This is a genomic window from Pseudomonas sp. Sample_24, from assembly GCF_004307605.1.
Lineage (GTDB): Bacteria > Pseudomonadota > Gammaproteobacteria > Pseudomonadales > Pseudomonadaceae > Aquipseudomonas.
The window spans coordinates 22,569-38,923 of record NZ_RCNW01000100.1 but is presented as its reverse complement, the minus strand read 5'-3'; the positions used below and the strand labels follow the sequence as shown (position 1 = coordinate 38,923).

Sequence of the window (16,355 nt, the reverse complement as noted above, 5' to 3'; positions counted from 1 at the left end):
AGTCACAATAATAATGCAGCGGTCAAAACTAGAAATAGAGAGTGTCATGGACTTATTGAGCTCACTTCAACACCGACAACGCTTTTTTTCATTTTTAGCAGTTTTTTTGCTGTCGTTAGTGCTTCATCGGATAATGGATATTTCTTTCTATCCTTTCGATTCGAGTCTGTATTGGTCGCTGAGTGCACCATCGGTGATGGTGAACTTCCCTGAGGTGGCACGGGGGTATTTTTATCCGCTAGTGCTTGTGCCGGTCCACGCATTTGCAGATTTGATAGGCGAGAACGGTAGAATTGTTTTTCAGGTTACCTCTTCTGTTGTGTATGCTTACTTGCTGACAGGCCCTATAGCTAATTTCTTCTTGAAGACGTTCGGCGGCACACTTTCCTTTGCTCGAAGGACGGCCTTCGCGTTACTCACAATTGCCGTGTTTCCGGGCTTGTTCCTGTTTCCATTGTCTGACTTGCCTGCATTGCTCGTCCTGGTCATTGCTGTTGCGCTGGCGGCCCGTGCAAATTCGCAGTATGGGTGGTGCTGGTTATTTCTGTCCGGTGCAGCTGTCAGCGCAGCCTATAATATTCGGACAATTTATCTTTTCGCCGCAATTGCACTTTTCTTTGTTGTTTTGTTCGTGTTTATGCGGGAAAGGCCTTGGCCTTCACGCGCATTGGGGATGCTCGCATTTGTATTAGGCGCTTTAATCATTGCCACCCCACAGATGATGATTAACAAACGAATACACGGTACTGCTACACCCATGGTCATTGCCATGGTGAAGGGCAAACCGCTAATGGCCCAGCAACTCTATTGGGGGGTGGTGGTTCAACGCTACGAGACGTATGCAGGTAAAGACAGTCCCGCGCCAAGTCTTTACTACCGAGATCCTGCGGGCATTGCGCTTAGGGATCTTGATAATTCGTCGTTCGCTGACCCTAACATGCATGGCTATTTATCGATGGTCCTAAAGCACCCAGTACAGTTTTTGGGTATTTATGGCCGGCACTTTATCAATGGCTTGGATGTTCGCGATGGCATCGTTTATGCCGAAAAATCCTCCACAAATAAAAGTGTTGTCTCGTTTCTGTGTTTCTCCATGCTGTTTTTCTGTGTGCTGATCTATGGGTTACGTAAGGAAAAACGATGGATTGAGGCGGCTTACCTTGCCCCCATTCTCTTGCCAGTGTTAGCTATCTTGCCGGGTGCGGTAGAGACTCGATTCTTCATACCGGTTTACTTGGTACTGTTCGGTGCTGTTGTTACCCGGTTCGAATGGATAACGTTTAAAGAAACAATTAGCCAACATTGGCTGTTACTTTCCCTAACCTTTGTTTTTCTGTCTTCGGTATCCCTGGCTATCACAAGTGCAGCGATGGCGTGTATTTCATATGAGCTCCCGTGACCTTCTTGTCTAGGGTTTCATAAGGGAGAGTTGAAGTGGCATGTGAGGCCGGGGAGGGGCTACCTCGGCGACACACGCATTCAGAGTCTAGTAATGCTCAATCGTCATGGTTGCATCTCGAGGTCTTTTAGAATGACTTCGGTAAGTGCGGTTTTGGCGACGTAGACCGATGCTATCGACGTCAGATGTGTGGCGTCGAATGTGACCAGCCCACTCTTGCGATCATTACCCAAATAAGTAATGCAGCCATCTTTATTGCAAAATAAATCAGTCATTGAGAAATATTCAAAGTCACCTTGACCGCTACCGTATTTCGCCTTTAGAGCGGCGTCAACTTCGAATACAGAGCTGTCCACATCGTCCATGATGCGTCTAGGCGTATACAGCCAATACTTCCGAGCAATGATTTGATAGAGGCTCGCTTGGTACTTTGGAACCGGTCCTGCAATGATAACGTGCGCCACACCATAGCTTCTTAACAGTTTTGTCATCGCTTTATAGTCGTTTACGGTGTCGTGCCCCGTTATTTGCGCTATGACTACAACCTCCGGTGATTCTTTTTTAATTACGTCGAGTGCCGTTTGATTAGAAACTCTGCAGTACTCAGCCTCAGTTGAGAACTTGTCGGGAAGGTTTGGGGAGCATCCCGAACTGGCTATCTGGAGAATTGAAACGTTGGCTGGTAGCGTATGCTGAAGGCCATAGTTCAACTGCTGAACATGTGAGTCACCCCATAAAAAAACTTTTTTATTCGACGTGGGTGTATAACAACTTGGGTCTATGCTACTTGCAGGAATATTGGTTGCTTTTCCTTTGAAGAAACTTTTTGTGTCATAAAAATCACAGTCCATGCGGAAACGGGCAGCCGTCTCGTTATTTGTAAAGTAGTTCCACTCTGGAGCTGTATTTGCGAATGACTGCGCGAATTGCTCACGATCCTTTTGTCTAAATGGAAATCCATCGTTCACGACGGTTAGTATCGCCACAGAAACAAAGGCGAATGCCGTTACTAAGAGACTGTAGAATACCAGTTTTGGGTTGGATTTCGCTCGGAACGGTTTCTCTACAAATCGATAGGTTGCCCATGCGAGCACTACGCTTGCCAGAACAAGCATTATTCTAATTTGAGGGTTTGGAGTTTCAGACTCGATGATTCGAGCAAATGTAAGTAGCGGCCAGTGCCATAGATACAGCGGATAGCTGATAAGTCCGATCCAGACGGCGAACCGGTGGGTGAGAATATATCTATTGATCACCGCCCCAGGACCGGCAGCGATGATTAGCATCGATCCAAATACAGGGGGGATTGCCCAATACCCAGGAAACTTTAAGTTTTCAGTGATAAATATTACGGACGCTATCAGAAGCGCAGATCCAAATACGGAGGCTGGATGAGATACTGTCGATGATAAGTGGTGAAGCTTCCTTGTCATTGCAATGTACGCAATTACGCTGCCACAAAGAAGTTCCCAGAATCGGTATTGCGGCAAGAAAAAAGCTGCAGAAGTATTGGTTGAAACTTCAACGATGTTGGCGTATAGAGATGCCAACAACATTAATGCAATAATTGTCAACGTGTTCAGGCGCCAGCGCCATATGAGCAGTGCGGTAATTGGAAAGAGCAGGTAAAACTGTTCCTCAACGCCGAGAGACCACAAATGTGTCAGCGGTTTTAACTCGGAGCTGACGTCAAAATAACCGGATTCCTGAAATAGAATAATATTCTGTATGAAGCCAAGCCCGGCGGCTATGTGCTTGTTTAGCTGTTGGAACTCAGTGGCGAGTAATGTTATCCAGCCAAACAAGAATGTTGCCGCCAATACCAGCAGTAACGCGGGGAATATTCGGCGTATACGGCGTCTATAAAATTCGTAGAAACTGAATGTGCCGTTTTGCAGGTTTTTGAAAATGATACTTGAGATCAAATAGCCGGAAATTACAAAAAAAACATCGACTCCAACAAATCCACCAGGTAGGAGCGCTGGAAAGGCGTGGAAGATAACTACGGCAAGGATCGCAAAGGCTCTCAAGCCATCGATATCGGCTCGGTAGACAGGATGATAACTCTGGTTGGTTGGTCTGCTCACTGTGGAGCTTTTATCGATGAGCAACATTTGAAAGGATAATCCTTTGGTGTCCATGCTTCATAGAGTTGGAGAACTACCTGCGCAAGCCATTCCGGGTTCTTTCACAAGTACAGGCGCAGCCAAGCCCGATCAGGCAGGCATCTTAAGGGGATGAACAGCCTTCGACAATTGATTTTTAGACTAAAGAAAACACAGATGCGGCCGAGGTGCATTGTTCGTGGTTTCTTTCAAATCGGAGCACGCGAAACCTGACAGTGACAACCAAGGCTTGTAGAATTCCTGCTGTCGCGATGGTTTCCCCTGTTTTCGGTCTCAATTCATTAATGCGCGGTCAAGAAATGGCTAACAGAATCATCGACAGAGTAGTTTTTCTCGATGTTATGCGGATATTTGCATTCATCAGTGTGCTGATTGCTCACAAAATGTATGACTCACTCGCTTTTGCCTCTACTAATGAGGCATTGCATATAACTTTTCGGTATCTCGCCCAAGCCGTCCTTCCGTTGTGCTATGGCGGAGGGGCAGGGGTCGTCGTTTTTTTTCTGACATCCGGATACATCATCACTCACGTGCTGCAGTCGGAGTCTACGCCGGAGTTTCTGCTAAAAAGATTCTTCAGGATTTATCCACTTTTTATCGTAGCCGTCGTGATGGAAGGTTTATTTGATCACTTTTTAAGAGGTGCGGCCTTTGCTCCTCCTTCAGTATGGATCCCTCGACTTCTTTTGATTGGCGATTTTTTTGGAACATCATTGGCCCTTGGAGGGGTTGAGTGGACTCTCAGACTGGAGATTGCTTTCTATATAGTAATGGCGATGCTCAAGGCTTCGGGCCTATTCAGGTGCCAAAAATATTTGCCTGTTGTATTTTTAATTATTGCTACGGGGGTTATTTTACTGCCTCCGTTTCCAGGCGCGGCGAATCTCCCATTGGCTTACCAGACGATTTACTCATCATTTCTATTTATGGGGGCATGTGTCTATCTCTGGGAAACTGGGAATGCCAAAAAAAATCTATGTATCGCTACATTTTTTATTCTATTTGGCTATTTTCTATTCATACTTGCAAAGTATCAGCCCCAGTGGAAAGAGTTTAACTATGGATTCTATGCTGTCGCCATTTTTCTCATGGGGTGGAGCATGCGATATCGGCTTGAAGATGGGCCGTTGATACGTCTGGTTTCCAATATGACCTTCTCTGTCTATTTATTTCATAATTGGCTATGGAGTTATATATCCTCTTTAGTGGATTATGTTGGTTTACTTTTCATTCCGGCAAAAGCCCAGATTTTGACTGTGTTGTTTTTAGTGTGCTTTGGATTGCATAAAAGTGTAGAACGCTATGGTCTTCGGGCAGGTAAGATCTTCCTAAATAAATACCGTGATTTTTCTGCCCGTAAAGCTTGTTTGAATACAACCGAACCGCAGCGTGAAAGTCGAATGAGTTAGTGGGAGTTTTGAACGGGATTGATTTTCTATTTGAAAATTGAGTTAAAAATTACGAATGTAGGAGTGATGATGTCAATTCCACTTGACCGTTCAGGCGCAATCCCCGCCCTGACGGGATTAAGATTTGCTGCCGCCTTAATGGTGTTTTTTTCGCACTATAACATCCCGGGTCTCGATGGATGGGCTTTACGAGCTCAAGGAATCCTCTGGTTTAATGCGTAACCAGCAATATATTCCTGCCGCATTTGCTGTTCTGGCGGCAGCTCTTTATTTTTCTCCGCCATTTCCATATTCTCCAGGATTAATGCTTGGGTATACTACGTTGTATGCTCCGTTTTTGTTTCTCGGGTCATGTGTTTATCTCTTGGAAACGGGCAGAGCGAACAAAAATATTTGTATTGCAGTTTTGATGTCTATCGTATTTGCTTTTTGGACCATGACAACCAAGGTCCAGCCAGTGTTCAATAATAACAACCATTCGATGTAAGCATTGATAGTTTTTTGCGGCTGGCTACTACGGGGGGAGAATACAAGACGGCCTTTTCATCAGACTCGCCTCAACCCTGACATATTCAGTTTATTTGTTCCATAACTGGGCTTGGCCTTACTTGACCAGTGTACTGAGTAGCTTGGGATTAACAGTGATTCCACTAAAAATGCAGGTCACCCTGGTTCTTTTGCTCGTATGTTATGGTTTGCATAAAACGGTGGAAGAGTATGGACTTCGCGCTGGGAGGTTTGTTATTAAGCACTATCGGATCTTCAAGTCAAGGGCGGCAAAATGGCAAAGCGAAGCCGCTCTTGTTTGATTCCTTTGACCGCCAGCCCCTACTGTTGAGTGGGCCACTGCTCAATTTTCTCAATAGGGTTAACCCCTTCATGCACGGTGGTGGGAGCGTACATGCCCGTGGTTTACAACTGAGGAATAAAGCGATGTTTCCTGCTCATCCTTATTGAATGGGCAGGAAACAGAGGGGGCTATCAGCTGACCAGTACTATTTTTTTATTTCAATCCAGTCAAGTCTTCCCGAAAACCCATAGTAATTCTCATCCGCATCGCTGAGGAAAGTGATTGTATTCATTCCGTCTCGAATTTGGCCTTTGAGAAGTTCCGCTTGAAAACTATTGTCGTCGCTCCATTGGAAGGGAATGTTGTTGCCGTTGACTTCGATTTTCATGCTCGCTTTTATTGCGGGGTTTACGATCAAATCGAACATCCCTTTCAGTAGATATTTGTCTGATACTGGTGAAAAATTAAAATCCAGAGAGGACTGCTTGTTCGTTTTCCAAGCTGAGGCGTTATGTTGGAATTTATTAACAGTCCATTCGGCCTCGCGCCAACCTGAACCCGCTATTGGCAATTCCATACTCCACCAGTTACCAAATCCCCAGAAATAGTGGTCACTGGATTCCTGATCAGTGAAACCAATCAGAAGATTATAATAGTCAGGTTTGTCAATAAATCCACGATAGATTGCGCCCGTGCGGCTTTGGTCGCCTCGTAGCATTTCTGTGCGATTTGGATTTTCCTTGGGCTTGTCATCGGGGGCTACTGTAATGGCAACGGTCTGAGACTTGAGGATCTTTTTATCCTCTAAGTGCTTGGTGGGTTCGAATCCAGGGCCACTTATAGACGTGGGGTAGTGAAAAATCCAGTCTTCAGCTGTTTCTTCGCAGGTACCTTTGCGTCCTACGCTATCGGTGTGCTGCCACTCATGGCCATCTTCGTGGCAAACTTCAATCGTGGTGAAGGTATGCCCGTAGACGTAATTCAGGGTAGCCTGTAAGTTTTCGTTTATAAACATCCATGTGCTGTTGAGTTGGTTGGTCTTATCAATTATTACCAGTGTTTTGTTGCTGTTTTCTCCATCAAAATTTTCGACAATGTTTTTTATAATATTACGCTGTCTGTCTGATATTTTGACGTAGTGGTGGAATTGATAAAGTTGTGTTGAAAACCCGATAAAAACTAGCAGAGTCGCGCAAAGGGTTGCCAGATTTTTGCTCGCTTTGGCAATTGCTATCAGCAGAGCGAGCGTAACAAATGCACCGCCGGGTGCTGCGAACAAGAACGTGCGTTGGCTTATCGCCTGATGGGATGTCGACAGTAGAAATGGTGCATACCCTAAAAGTACCAATATGACGCCAGTAATCAACAATCGAACGGGGATCGCTGTTGAAGTTGTATTTTCTGCTGATTTTGCTTTTCGATCGCCGGATAGCAGTAGGTAGAATGTCAACGTTATTACAAACATCACACTGATGGCGTACCAATAAGTACTGAATTCCACCGTGGTTATTCTTGTTGCATCATACCAACCTCCCAGCGTCGTTCTCAGCAAGCCTATCGAGAACAAATTGGGGAGTGAGTGCATGATTGTGCTGACAATGCTGGAACTGCCTGCAATGCCGCTTTGATAGCTGTTAATGAGAGGGGCTGTGTGAATGACATAGGCAACATAGGCAAAAGCACCCGTCAGCCAAATGAGATGTTTCCATATCTGCTGGCGCAGTTGAAAGACGGCTGATTTAAAATCCGACTTTACAAGGATTAATAGAATTGGCAGCACAGAAAGCAGCAGTGAGGCCTCATACATAGCGCAAGCGGCCATCAGCAGGATGGCTGATACGACACTCAGTAAATACGACATGATTGCCGATTTTGCCTGCAGTGCGGCTACGAATAGAGCGGTTCCAAGCAGCAATGAGCTAAGTGCCCAGTTTATATGCAGCGCTCTAAACGATAATTGCATCGTGTCGGCTGGAAAAACTACGATCAGCAAACCCGCGATCATTCCCCACTTGAGTGAGCCAGTAACATAGTTTGTTATGTAGCTTAGGCTCGAGCCCTTTACGCACAGTGAGAGTGCAAGCAGCACATTCCAGTATTTGAATGAATAGGGGTCTAAATAGTAAGCAATGGCTTGAGGGAGAATCGTCAGAGGCCTTAACGCATGAGCAGCCAAGGGACTAGTAGTGTCAGTTACGAAAAAAAGTCCGTGTGTAGTGAATGCCCCGAGCAATCCCCATTCTTCTATCAGGCCGATTAGTGAAAATCCGTAAGGTATCCACAATGCCAGCACTAATATAGCAACGGGTAAGGTATGGGCCATCCAGAATTTCGCGGCAACACAAGAATGGGAAGGGGAAAGCTTTTTTGATAGAAGTTGTTCCGTTATGTTGGTCATCTGGCTCTACTGATCCATGCCTGTCTTGGGCTGATGTGTGGCTTTAAGTATTGTTTTGCTCAGCAAGTAAGTCACAGGCAGAAGCAGGACAATGATCAAAAGCGGGGCTAATTCTTCAGGTATCCCTAATTTCTCCACCATAAGACTAAGCAATAGAGCGCCTAATGCATACTGGAGTAAATACACTAAGGGATAAGCCATTAACCCTTTCCATGATTTTTTCACATTGAAAACAACTTGTGCGTTAAACAAGTATGAGAAAACTATTCCGCTTACGTAGGCAATTACATAAGATTTTTGATAACTCAAGTACATGTTCAACAACAAATAGATTCCATAGGTCAGGAGGGTGTTCAGACACCCCCCTATCAGAAAGGAAACCCATCGGCGTAAGTTTTCTTTTGAGACGGTGATGCCCACTAGTTTTTCGAACCTGTAATTTTCAAAAACTCGGAGTAATCCCGAATGTAATCCGCCGCGTCATAGTAGTCAGACGTAAATACCAGCAGCACTGCATCCTCGGAGTACTTGTACTGAATGCCCCACGTCAAAGGCGGCAAGTAAATACCTTTATTCGGAGCATCAAGCATCACTTCAGCGCGGTTTTGACCGTCATCAACCACGACGGCACAGCTCCCTTTCACGCAGATGAGGAACTGATGGCAGTTGTGATGAGCATGTTCGCCGCGGGTTTTTTGACTGGGGACGTTGAATACCAGGAAATAGCGTTTTGGAATAAAAGGGATTTCCTTCTCGAATTCGCCCACCGACAAATCACCGCGCATGTCCCCAACGAATTTGAAGTTGTGTGTGGTGACGTCACCCACCCCAAGTCTTGTAATCCCTTTTTGCGACGCTGTGTCTTCAACGAGCTTCGGTTTTTCGCTGTTGTCACTTATCGCGGAGTTCTCGACATAGCCGGTAATCCGCGCAGGCGACCCGGTCACGATTGCATACGGGGGCACTGATTTTGTGACCACCGCACCTGCTCCAACCATCGCACCCATACCAATGGTGACGCCAGGAAGGATCACGGCACCGCCTCCGATCGAAGCCTTGTCGTGTATTACGGTTGGGAGAAACGTTTCCGGATAGACCTTGGAACGAGGAAACTTGTCATTGGTGAAGGTGACGTTCGGACCAATGAACACATCGTTGCCAATCCTGAGGCCATCCCAGACATAAACGCCTGACTTGATCGTCGTTCTGTCGCCGATGACGACATCGTTTTCAATCAGGCAATGAGAGCAGACGTTCACATCCGCACCGATCACAGCCTCAGGGAAAATGACAACATACTGCCAAACACGGGTGTTTTGGCCAATGTTGGAGCTCTTGACATCTGCGCTAGGATGAATCGTCGGGTTAGACATGGCTGATTTGCTCTCGGTTGTTCAACTGTATGCTCACGACTGCCAATGGTCGTTGTTTGGTGTTTTCATAAGCACGCCAGGCGTAGGTGCCCACAAGGCCCAGGCCCAGAAGATTCAAAGTGCCCAGCAGCAAGACCACGACCATGGTGGCCGCGTACCCCGGTACCGCGATGGTGCCGTGTATTCTTGCAATGATGACCATCAGGCCTATTGCGACTGACATTAATGAACCGATCGTGCCCATTTTAATCAGTAGACGAATAGGGTAGTCCGTGAAGGCGAAGATGCTGTCCATCATGTATTCCAGCTTCTTCTTGAACGTCCAGGCGGATTTGCCTTCCTGACGAACCTGGCGATCGTAATCGACGAACTTTCTTCGGAAACCGAGCCAGAAGATCAGTGCGATCAATGACGAGCGCGATTCTTCAAGCTTCAGCAGCTGCTCTTTGAACGTGTTATTGCAGCCAAAGATGTCGACGCCACCTTTAGGCATGTCATGAACGACCAGCTTTCGGTAAAGCCCCCAGAACATCGAAGACGCCATGCGGCTCAACAAGGGATCATTTCGGGCATTGCGCGTGCCGATGGCTACGTCGCACTCATCATTTGAAAGGGATTGAAAGAAGCTGATCAGCAGTTCCGGTGGCTCCTGCAGGTCAGCAGCCATCACGCCGAAGTACTCACCGGTGGCCGCCATCAAACCTGTTCGAATCGCCGGGAAGGAACCGAAGTTGCGCGAATGCGCCAGTAGCTGTGCTGCAAAAGGCAGGTTCGGCAGTTCTTTTTGAATCAATGCAAACGATGCATCCGGGCTGCCATCAACGACAAAAACCGCTTCTAATTGGTTGTTCAGGCTCTCATTGATTTCGCTGAGTACCTGAATCAAGCGCGGAATGGATTCTGCGTTTTTGTAAACCGGGATGATGATCGAGTACGTCATGCAGCCCATCCGTTGACGGCTTTGATCACTGCGCTGACTTCATGCTCTTCCATTTCTGGATAGCATGGCAGTGTCAGAATTTCTTTGGCCAGACGCTCGGTGTTGGCCAAGTGGAAGTCGGCATGGACATTCTTGAACACGGGTTGCTGGTAGTCAGGAATCGGGTAGTGAACTTCGGAAGCGATTTGCACGCCGCGTAGATGTTGCTGCAAGGCGTCACGTTTCACGCTCTTGATCACATACAGGTGAGCGACCCAGGCATCGCTGTCGCCTTGCGGGTGAACAATCTCGGGCTGCCTGATTTCAGTGCGATAACGTTTGGCAATCTCGTTGCGTCGCCCGTTGCCTTGATCAAGGTGCGGCAGAAACTCGGAGAGAATAGCGGCTTGCATTTCATCCAGGCGGCTGTTTCTGGCGCCGCCCAACTCCACGCAATATTTGGAGGACCAGCCGTATTGACGCAATTGAGCTACTTGCTGCGCGATCTCGGCAGAGTTGGTGACGACTGCACCACCATCGCCTAGGGCACCGAGGTTTTTTGTCGGGTAGAAACTGAAGCTCGAAGCGTCGCCGAATGTGCCTACACGTTTGCCATGCATGCTGGCGCCGTGAGCTTGTGCGCAGTCTTCCAGGAGTGGAATGCCATTGTCCGCACAGAACGTCGCAATTTCCTGGATTTGCGGGATGGCCAAGCCATAAAGGTGAGTGACGACGACGACTTTGGCGCCCGCTTCAACTGCACGTTTAACTTCACCGAGTGTGACGACTTGGGTATCGAAGTCGACATCCATGAAGGCCGGGACCGCGCCTATGGCCAGGACCGACGTGGTGGTATACATGCCCGCGTTGGCGACCGTAGCGACGATGTCACCTTTTTCGACACCCAATGCCTTGAGGGCCAATTCGATTGCATCGGTGCCATTGGCTACGGTTACGCAGTGGTTGGCGCCTAGATATTCGGCGAAGGATGATTCAAAACGATTGACCTCTGGCCCCAGGACTACCCATCCGCTGGAGACCACGCGCTGAATGGATGCATCGATCTGATCGCGATATTTTGCAATTTTCGCGCTGAGATTATTGATTTGCTGCATCGATATGCTCCCTTCGAGGCGTAGCCTGCTAAATTAGTATGTATTTTGAATGACTTACCGACGCCACTCATCTCTGCGAAGCGTCTGCGGCTCTATTCATCGAGCGTTTAGTCAAAATTGGGGGGGATTCTATCTCTACCGCGTGTTTGCTCCAACCTGTGTAATGGCGAATTGTGCTGAGACGCAGGGCTTTGTGTTTTTTTCAGCTGGCTGGCTTGTGCTCCATAAGGGGCAGGGTGAGGCGCTTCGCACAAATTGAGCGCTCAAAATGACGACTTTTCGTGATAGATTATTCCAATGCTATCTATTTTTTGAATTGGTTTGAAATGTCAAAAAAAATACTTGTGACCGGCGCGACAGGGTTTCTGGGAGGTGCCGTAGTCAGGCGTTTGTGCGCTCTGCCGGAAACATCGGTTGTAGCGCCTCTTAGAAATTTGAATAGCAAGTTACCCAATTCCGTAGAAAAAACTCATATACCAAACATTGATCAATCCACCGATTGGACGTCGTCACTAGCGGGTGTGAGTGTGGTTGTGCATTCAGCAGCACGAGTACACGTTATGCACGAGGACCCAGCGCAGTCGCTGGAGATGTTTCGTGCGACTAATGTTGAAGGCACGCTTAATCTTGCACGCCAGGCGATAAAGGCGGGCGTTAAGAGATTGGTCTTTATCAGTTCGATCAAGGTCAATGGAGAAACGACTTTGCCCGGAAGTGCTTTCTCGGCAGATGATATTCCGCACCCTTTGGATCCTTACGGTATTTCCAAGTACGAAGCCGAACAGCAACTTCTGCAACTTGCCAATACGGGAGCGATTGAAGTTGTCATCATTCGTCCGGTCCTTATTTATGGTGCCGGTGTGGGCGCGAATTTTCTGCAAATGATGCGCTGGCTGGTAAAGGGCGTCCCACTACCGTTCGGGGCCGTGAACAATTATCGAAGTCTTGTCTCACTGGACAATGTCGTTGATCTGGTCACGACGTGCATCGATCATCCCCAGGCCATGAATCAGGTATTTCTGGTAAGCGATGACGAAGACGTTTCAACGACCCAGCTCATGCAGCGCCTGATCACTTATCTGGGTGTCAAAACCTGGCTCGTACCCATTCCAGCAGCAGTGCTGGTGTTCCTGGCCGGCTTGTTGGGACGACGTGCAACCGCGCAGAGGCTTTTTGGCTCATTACAGGTCGATATCAAGAAAACTCAAAAACTACTGGGCTGGCATCCACCCGTAAGTCTGGATGATGGATTGAAATCGGCGGCACAGCATTTTCTGGAGGCTCACAAATAATGAGTTATGCGTGGTTTATTCCGGTGGCTGCCGGTCTTTCTTTTTTACTGACGGCGGCATTACGTAAGTACGCGATATCTCGAAGCCTGATGGACGTTCCGAATGCTCGTAGTTCCCATGTGGTCGCGACACCGCGGGGTGGCGGCGTCGCCATTGTCGTGGCTTTCATCATGTCGTTGGTTTTTCTGTACGGTGCAGGACTGACTTCTCCATCGATCTTTTTCGCGATCGCTGGGTCAGGGATTTTTATAGCGATTATCGGTTTTATGGACGACCATGGTCACATCGCCGCGCGTTGGCGTTTGCTCGGCCATTTTGCCGCGGCGACCTGGCTGCTCGTCTGGATGGGTGGATTGCCGGCCATTGATCTGTTCGGCATCCAGGTCGATCTGGGGTGGGCAGGTCATGTGCTGGCTGCTTTTTATCTGGTGTGGTTACTCAATCTCTATAACTTCATGGACGGCATCGATGGCATTGCCAGCGTCGAAGCTATTTCCGCTTGTCTGGGCGCGTGCCTCCTTTACTGGTTGGCGGGTCTCGACACGCTGATTTGGGGGCCGTTGTTGCTTGCGGTTTCCGTTGCAGGATTTCTTTGCTGGAATTTCCCGCCTGCAAAGATTTTCATGGGCGACGCCGGAAGCGGTTTTCTGGGCATTACACTAGGCGGGCTTTCTTTACAGGCGGCGTGGGTTTATACACCGATGCTGTGGGGGTGGTTGATTTTGCTTGGGGTGTTCATTGTTGATGCGACTTTCACGTTAATTCGACGTTTGTCAAGAGCTGAGAGGGTTTATGAAGCACATAGGAGCCATGCCTATCAATTCGCCTCACGTCGCTTTGGTAAACATTTGCCAGTCACCCTAGCGGTGGGCGCGATCAATATTTTCTGGCTGTTGCCGTTAGCCGTTTGCGTTACACACTTTGATATGGACGGGGTTTTCGGAGTCGTTTTGGCCTACGCACCGCTGATCGTTCTGGCTAATAAATTCCGTGCCGGAGATCCGGAAGAGTCTACTGTGAAGAACTAAGCAAGAAGTGATAGGTCGTTAGGTTTAGAGTGATCGCGCAGGACCCATGAGATCTCACCACAATGAAAAAGGGTGCTGATAGGAGGACAGAGGTGTTTGAAGGGTTTATGGATAAGATCAGAGCCTATCTAGTAGGTCTTCCCCGGCGCCGAAAAAGGTTGATTCAGGTTGCCACTGATATTGTTCTGGTCTGGGCTGCTTTGTGGTTGGCATTCATCGTCCGTTTGGGTATCGATGATATGTATAACCCATTCAGGGTACATTTTTGGCTTTTCGTCAGCGCCCCTCTCGTAGCCATCCCGTTGTTCATTCGTTTCGGAATGTATAGAGCTGTAATGCGTTATTTCGGCAATGATGCATTGATAGCCATCATTAAAGCCGTCAGCCTTTCGTCACTTATTCTGGCTGTTGTCGTCTATTGGTACAGCAACCACGAAGCCGTTGTACCGCGTTCTATTGTCTTCAACTACTGGTGGCTCAGCCTCGTCATCATTGGCGGACTTCGCCTGTGCATGCGGCATTATTTTATGGGGGACTGGTTCGCCGGTGCCCAGCACATACCCTTCACCAACCGCGACGACGGCCTCACCAAAGTCGCCATTTACGGCGCAGGAGTGGCCGGTAACCAGCTCGTTGCCGCGTTGCGCATGGGCCGGGTCATGCGTCCTGTTGCGTTTATCGATGATGATCCAAGCATCGCGGATCGTGTGATTGCCGGCCTTCAGGTCTACAAGCCCAAGCACATTCAGCAAATGATTGATGAGTCGGGCGCCAAGGAAATTCTTCTGGCACTGCCTTCCTCGACCCGTGCACGGCGTAGGGAAATCCTGACGTTCCTTGAGCGTTTTCCGCTGCACATTCGAAGCGTTCCCAATTTTACCGATCTGGCCAGTGGCCGGGTGAAGGTCGACGACATCCAGGAAGTTGATATTGCCGACTTGCTCGGGCGCGATTCGGTGCCGGCGCAGCCGGATTTGCTGGAGCGATGTATCAAAGGCAAGACGGTCATGGTGACTGGTGCTGGTGGGTCGATCGGTGCAGAACTGTGTAGACAGATTTTTAACCTGCGTCCCACAACTCTTTTGCTGTTTGATCACAGTGAATTCAACCTCTACAGCATCTTGTCGGAACTGGAGCAGCGCGGTTGTCGGGAGTCGGCGCCCGTTCAGCTATTGCCGATTCTCGGCTCTATCCGTCATCCCCATAAACTGCTGGATGTCATGAAGACCTGGGGCGTGGACACGGTCTATCATGCCGCGGCTTACAAGCATGTTCCGATGGTCGAGCACAACATCGCAGAAGGGGTGCTCAACAATGTGATGGGTACGCTCAACACTGCCCAAGCTGCTTTGCAGGCAGGCGTTTCCAACTTTGTATTGATCTCGACCGACAAGGCGGTTCGCCCGACGAATGTGATGGGCAGCACCAAGCGCCTGGCTGAGTTGACGCTCCAGGCCTTGAGTCGCGAAATTGCGCCGGTGTTGTTTGGTGACAAGGCTAATGTGTCGCGGGTCAACAAGACGCGCTTCACGATGGTTCGGTTCGGTAATGTGCTGGGATCTTCCGGTTCGGTGATTCCGTTGTTCCACAGTCAAATCAGGTCCGGCGGGCCGTTGACGGTGACTCACCCGAAAATAACCCGTTATTTCATGACCATTCCCGAAGCGGCGCAGTTGGTGATTCAGGCCGGATCCATGGGGCAGGGCGGTGATGTGTTTGTGCTCGACATGGGCGAGCCGGTGAAGATCGTTGAACTGGCGGAGAAGATGATTCACTTGTCCGGTTTGAGCGTGCGCTCCGAAAAGAACCTGCAAGGCGACATTTCGATCGAATTCACTGGCTTGCGTCCCGGCGAGAAGCTGTATGAGGAGCTATTGATTGGCGATAACGTGTCAGCAACTCAACACCCGATGATTATGAGCGCCAGTGAGGATCATCTTCCATGGGATCTTTTGAAAGTGCGTTTAGCGGAACTGTTGAATGCGGTCGAGCGGGATGATTACGTTCTGGTGCGCCAGTTGTTGCGTGCGACCGTCAGTGGCTACACCCCCGACGGCGATATCGTTGACTGGATCTATCAGCAGCGCCGTCTCGAGACATGACTGCTACATCTCCAGTGAAGGCGACACTTTAGCGCTACCAAGTTTAGGAGGCTGCTTCGGAAAGCTGCTTCCTCAAACGATGTCGCTCGAGTGACCCCGTCGCAAGCTCCGTTGAAGTGTGGATGTAGGCTGCGACACTCTTGCCGACACGCCAGCGTCATCCGTTCAGTCGCCCAGCCACACACGTTTCAGATTATTTTTTGAAGGTTTTTACATTTAGAAATAGAACTCCGGGCATGCGATCGAACAGTTTTTTCACTCCTTGATAGGCGTCAGCGTTGCAAAGCTGAAAGCGTTTGGAGAGACACTAGCGCCCGTGGGACGCCTCCTACATGACTTTCTGTTATGTCCCACAGTCAACCAGCTTTACTGGCTGGCCTAAAGTCATCAAAAAAATTCAGTTT

The 16,355-nt window shown here is 48.6% G+C and carries 12 protein-coding genes; 6 read left to right on the top strand and 6 right to left on the bottom strand.

What is annotated here, in order from left to right:
- Nucleotides 1-46 precede the first annotated feature (46 nt).
- The gene (locus D8V06_RS04790; protein WP_130930533.1) at nucleotides 47-1,399 is read left to right on the top strand and encodes a hypothetical protein; all 1,353 of its coding nucleotides are present in this window, start codon (nucleotides 47-49) and stop codon (nucleotides 1,397-1,399) included.
- Nucleotides 1,400-1,503: 104 nt separating this feature from the next.
- Here the strand turns inward: D8V06_RS04790 and D8V06_RS04785 are convergent, their stop codons facing one another.
- The gene (locus D8V06_RS04785; protein ID WP_130930532.1) at nucleotides 1,504-3,513 is read right to left on the bottom strand and encodes an acyltransferase family protein; all 2,010 of its coding nucleotides are present in this window, start codon (nucleotides 3,511-3,513) and stop codon (nucleotides 1,504-1,506) included.
- Nucleotides 3,514-3,740: 227 nt separating this feature from the next.
- Here D8V06_RS04785 and D8V06_RS04780 point away from each other — a divergent pair, with 227 nt between their 5' ends.
- Nucleotides 3,741-4,934 (top strand): acyltransferase, encoded by a 1,194-nt coding sequence (locus D8V06_RS04780; RefSeq protein ID WP_177434361.1) that lies wholly within the window; start codon nucleotides 3,741-3,743, stop codon nucleotides 4,932-4,934.
- Between the two features lie 214 nt (nucleotides 4,935-5,148).
- Complete coding sequence (locus D8V06_RS04775; RefSeq protein WP_130930531.1) at nucleotides 5,149-5,421, top strand: hypothetical protein; 273 nt, start codon at nucleotides 5,149-5,151, stop codon at nucleotides 5,419-5,421.
- A 508-nt stretch (nucleotides 5,422-5,929) separates the two neighbouring features.
- Here the strand turns inward: D8V06_RS04775 and D8V06_RS04770 are convergent.
- From D8V06_RS04770 to D8V06_RS04750, 5 genes are read right to left on the bottom strand one after another with little or no spacing between them, the layout of a single operon-like run.
- Complete coding sequence (locus D8V06_RS04770; protein WP_130930530.1) at nucleotides 5,930-8,122, bottom strand: hypothetical protein; 2,193 nt, start codon at nucleotides 8,120-8,122, stop codon at nucleotides 5,930-5,932.
- Nucleotides 8,123-8,128: 6 nt separating this feature from the next.
- A complete protein-coding gene (locus D8V06_RS04765) occupies nucleotides 8,129-8,542 on the bottom strand; it encodes a GtrA family protein (RefSeq protein ID WP_241668703.1) in 414 nt (137 codons plus the stop codon).
- Nucleotides 8,542-9,495 (bottom strand): WxcM-like domain-containing protein, encoded by a 954-nt coding sequence (locus tag D8V06_RS31000; RefSeq protein WP_130930529.1) that lies wholly within the window; start codon nucleotides 9,493-9,495, stop codon nucleotides 8,542-8,544. Before D8V06_RS31000 ends, D8V06_RS04765 begins: the two co-directional genes overlap by 1 nt.
- Nucleotides 9,488-10,435, bottom strand: coding sequence for a glycosyltransferase family 2 protein (locus D8V06_RS04755; protein WP_130908558.1), 948 nt, complete (start codon nucleotides 10,433-10,435; stop codon nucleotides 9,488-9,490). The genes D8V06_RS31000 and D8V06_RS04755 overlap by 8 nt, the downstream gene beginning before the upstream one ends.
- Complete coding sequence (locus tag D8V06_RS04750) at nucleotides 10,432-11,529, bottom strand: DegT/DnrJ/EryC1/StrS family aminotransferase (RefSeq protein WP_130930528.1); 1,098 nt, start codon at nucleotides 11,527-11,529, stop codon at nucleotides 10,432-10,434. Before D8V06_RS04750 ends, D8V06_RS04755 begins: the two co-directional genes overlap by 4 nt.
- A 326-nt stretch (nucleotides 11,530-11,855) precedes the next feature.
- On the opposite strand from D8V06_RS04750, the gene D8V06_RS04745 reads away from it, so the two are divergent.
- From D8V06_RS04745 to D8V06_RS04735, 3 genes are all read left to right on the top strand, one after another.
- Nucleotides 11,856-12,821 carry an SDR family oxidoreductase gene (locus D8V06_RS04745; RefSeq protein WP_177434366.1) on the top strand — a complete coding sequence of 322 codons (966 nt, stop codon included), beginning with the start codon at nucleotides 11,856-11,858 and terminating at the stop codon, nucleotides 12,819-12,821.
- Nucleotides 12,821-13,849, top strand: coding sequence for a glycosyltransferase family 4 protein (locus D8V06_RS04740; RefSeq protein ID WP_130904122.1), 1,029 nt, complete (start codon nucleotides 12,821-12,823; stop codon nucleotides 13,847-13,849). The genes D8V06_RS04745 and D8V06_RS04740 overlap by 1 nt, the downstream gene beginning before the upstream one ends.
- A gap of 107 nt (nucleotides 13,850-13,956) precedes the next feature.
- On the top strand, nucleotides 13,957-15,951 hold the full coding sequence (locus D8V06_RS04735) for a nucleoside-diphosphate sugar epimerase/dehydratase (protein ID WP_130930535.1): 1,995 nt from the start codon (nucleotides 13,957-13,959) through the stop codon (nucleotides 15,949-15,951).
- Nucleotides 15,952-16,355: the final 404 nt, after the last annotated feature.

What these genes read in the sequence shown, in the direction of transcription:
- D8V06_RS04735 (WP_130930535.1), top strand. Translation starts at nt 13,957, where the DNA reads ATGGATAAGATCAGAGCCTATCTAGTAGGTCTTCCCCGGCGCCGAAAA.
- D8V06_RS04770 (WP_130930530.1), bottom strand. Translation starts at nt 8,122, where the DNA reads ATGACCAACATAACGGAACAACTTCTATCAAAAAAGCTTTCCCCTTCC.
- D8V06_RS04790 (WP_130930533.1), top strand. Translation starts at nt 47, where the DNA reads ATGGACTTATTGAGCTCACTTCAACACCGACAACGCTTTTTTTCATTT.
- D8V06_RS04750 (WP_130930528.1), bottom strand. Translation starts at nt 11,529, where the DNA reads ATGCAGCAAATCAATAATCTCAGCGCGAAAATTGCAAAATATCGCGAT.
- D8V06_RS04755 (WP_130908558.1), bottom strand. Translation starts at nt 10,435, where the DNA reads ATGACGTACTCGATCATCATCCCGGTTTACAAAAACGCAGAATCCATT.
- D8V06_RS04785 (WP_130930532.1), bottom strand. Translation starts at nt 3,513, where the DNA reads ATGTTGCTCATCGATAAAAGCTCCACAGTGAGCAGACCAACCAACCAG.
- D8V06_RS04740 (WP_130904122.1), top strand. Translation starts at nt 12,821, where the DNA reads ATGAGTTATGCGTGGTTTATTCCGGTGGCTGCCGGTCTTTCTTTTTTA.
- D8V06_RS04745 (WP_177434366.1), top strand. Translation starts at nt 11,856, where the DNA reads ATGTCAAAAAAAATACTTGTGACCGGCGCGACAGGGTTTCTGGGAGGT.
- D8V06_RS31000 (WP_130930529.1), bottom strand. Translation starts at nt 9,495, where the DNA reads ATGTCTAACCCGACGATTCATCCTAGCGCAGATGTCAAGAGCTCCAAC.
- D8V06_RS04775 (WP_130930531.1), top strand. Translation starts at nt 5,149, where the DNA reads ATGCGTAACCAGCAATATATTCCTGCCGCATTTGCTGTTCTGGCGGCA.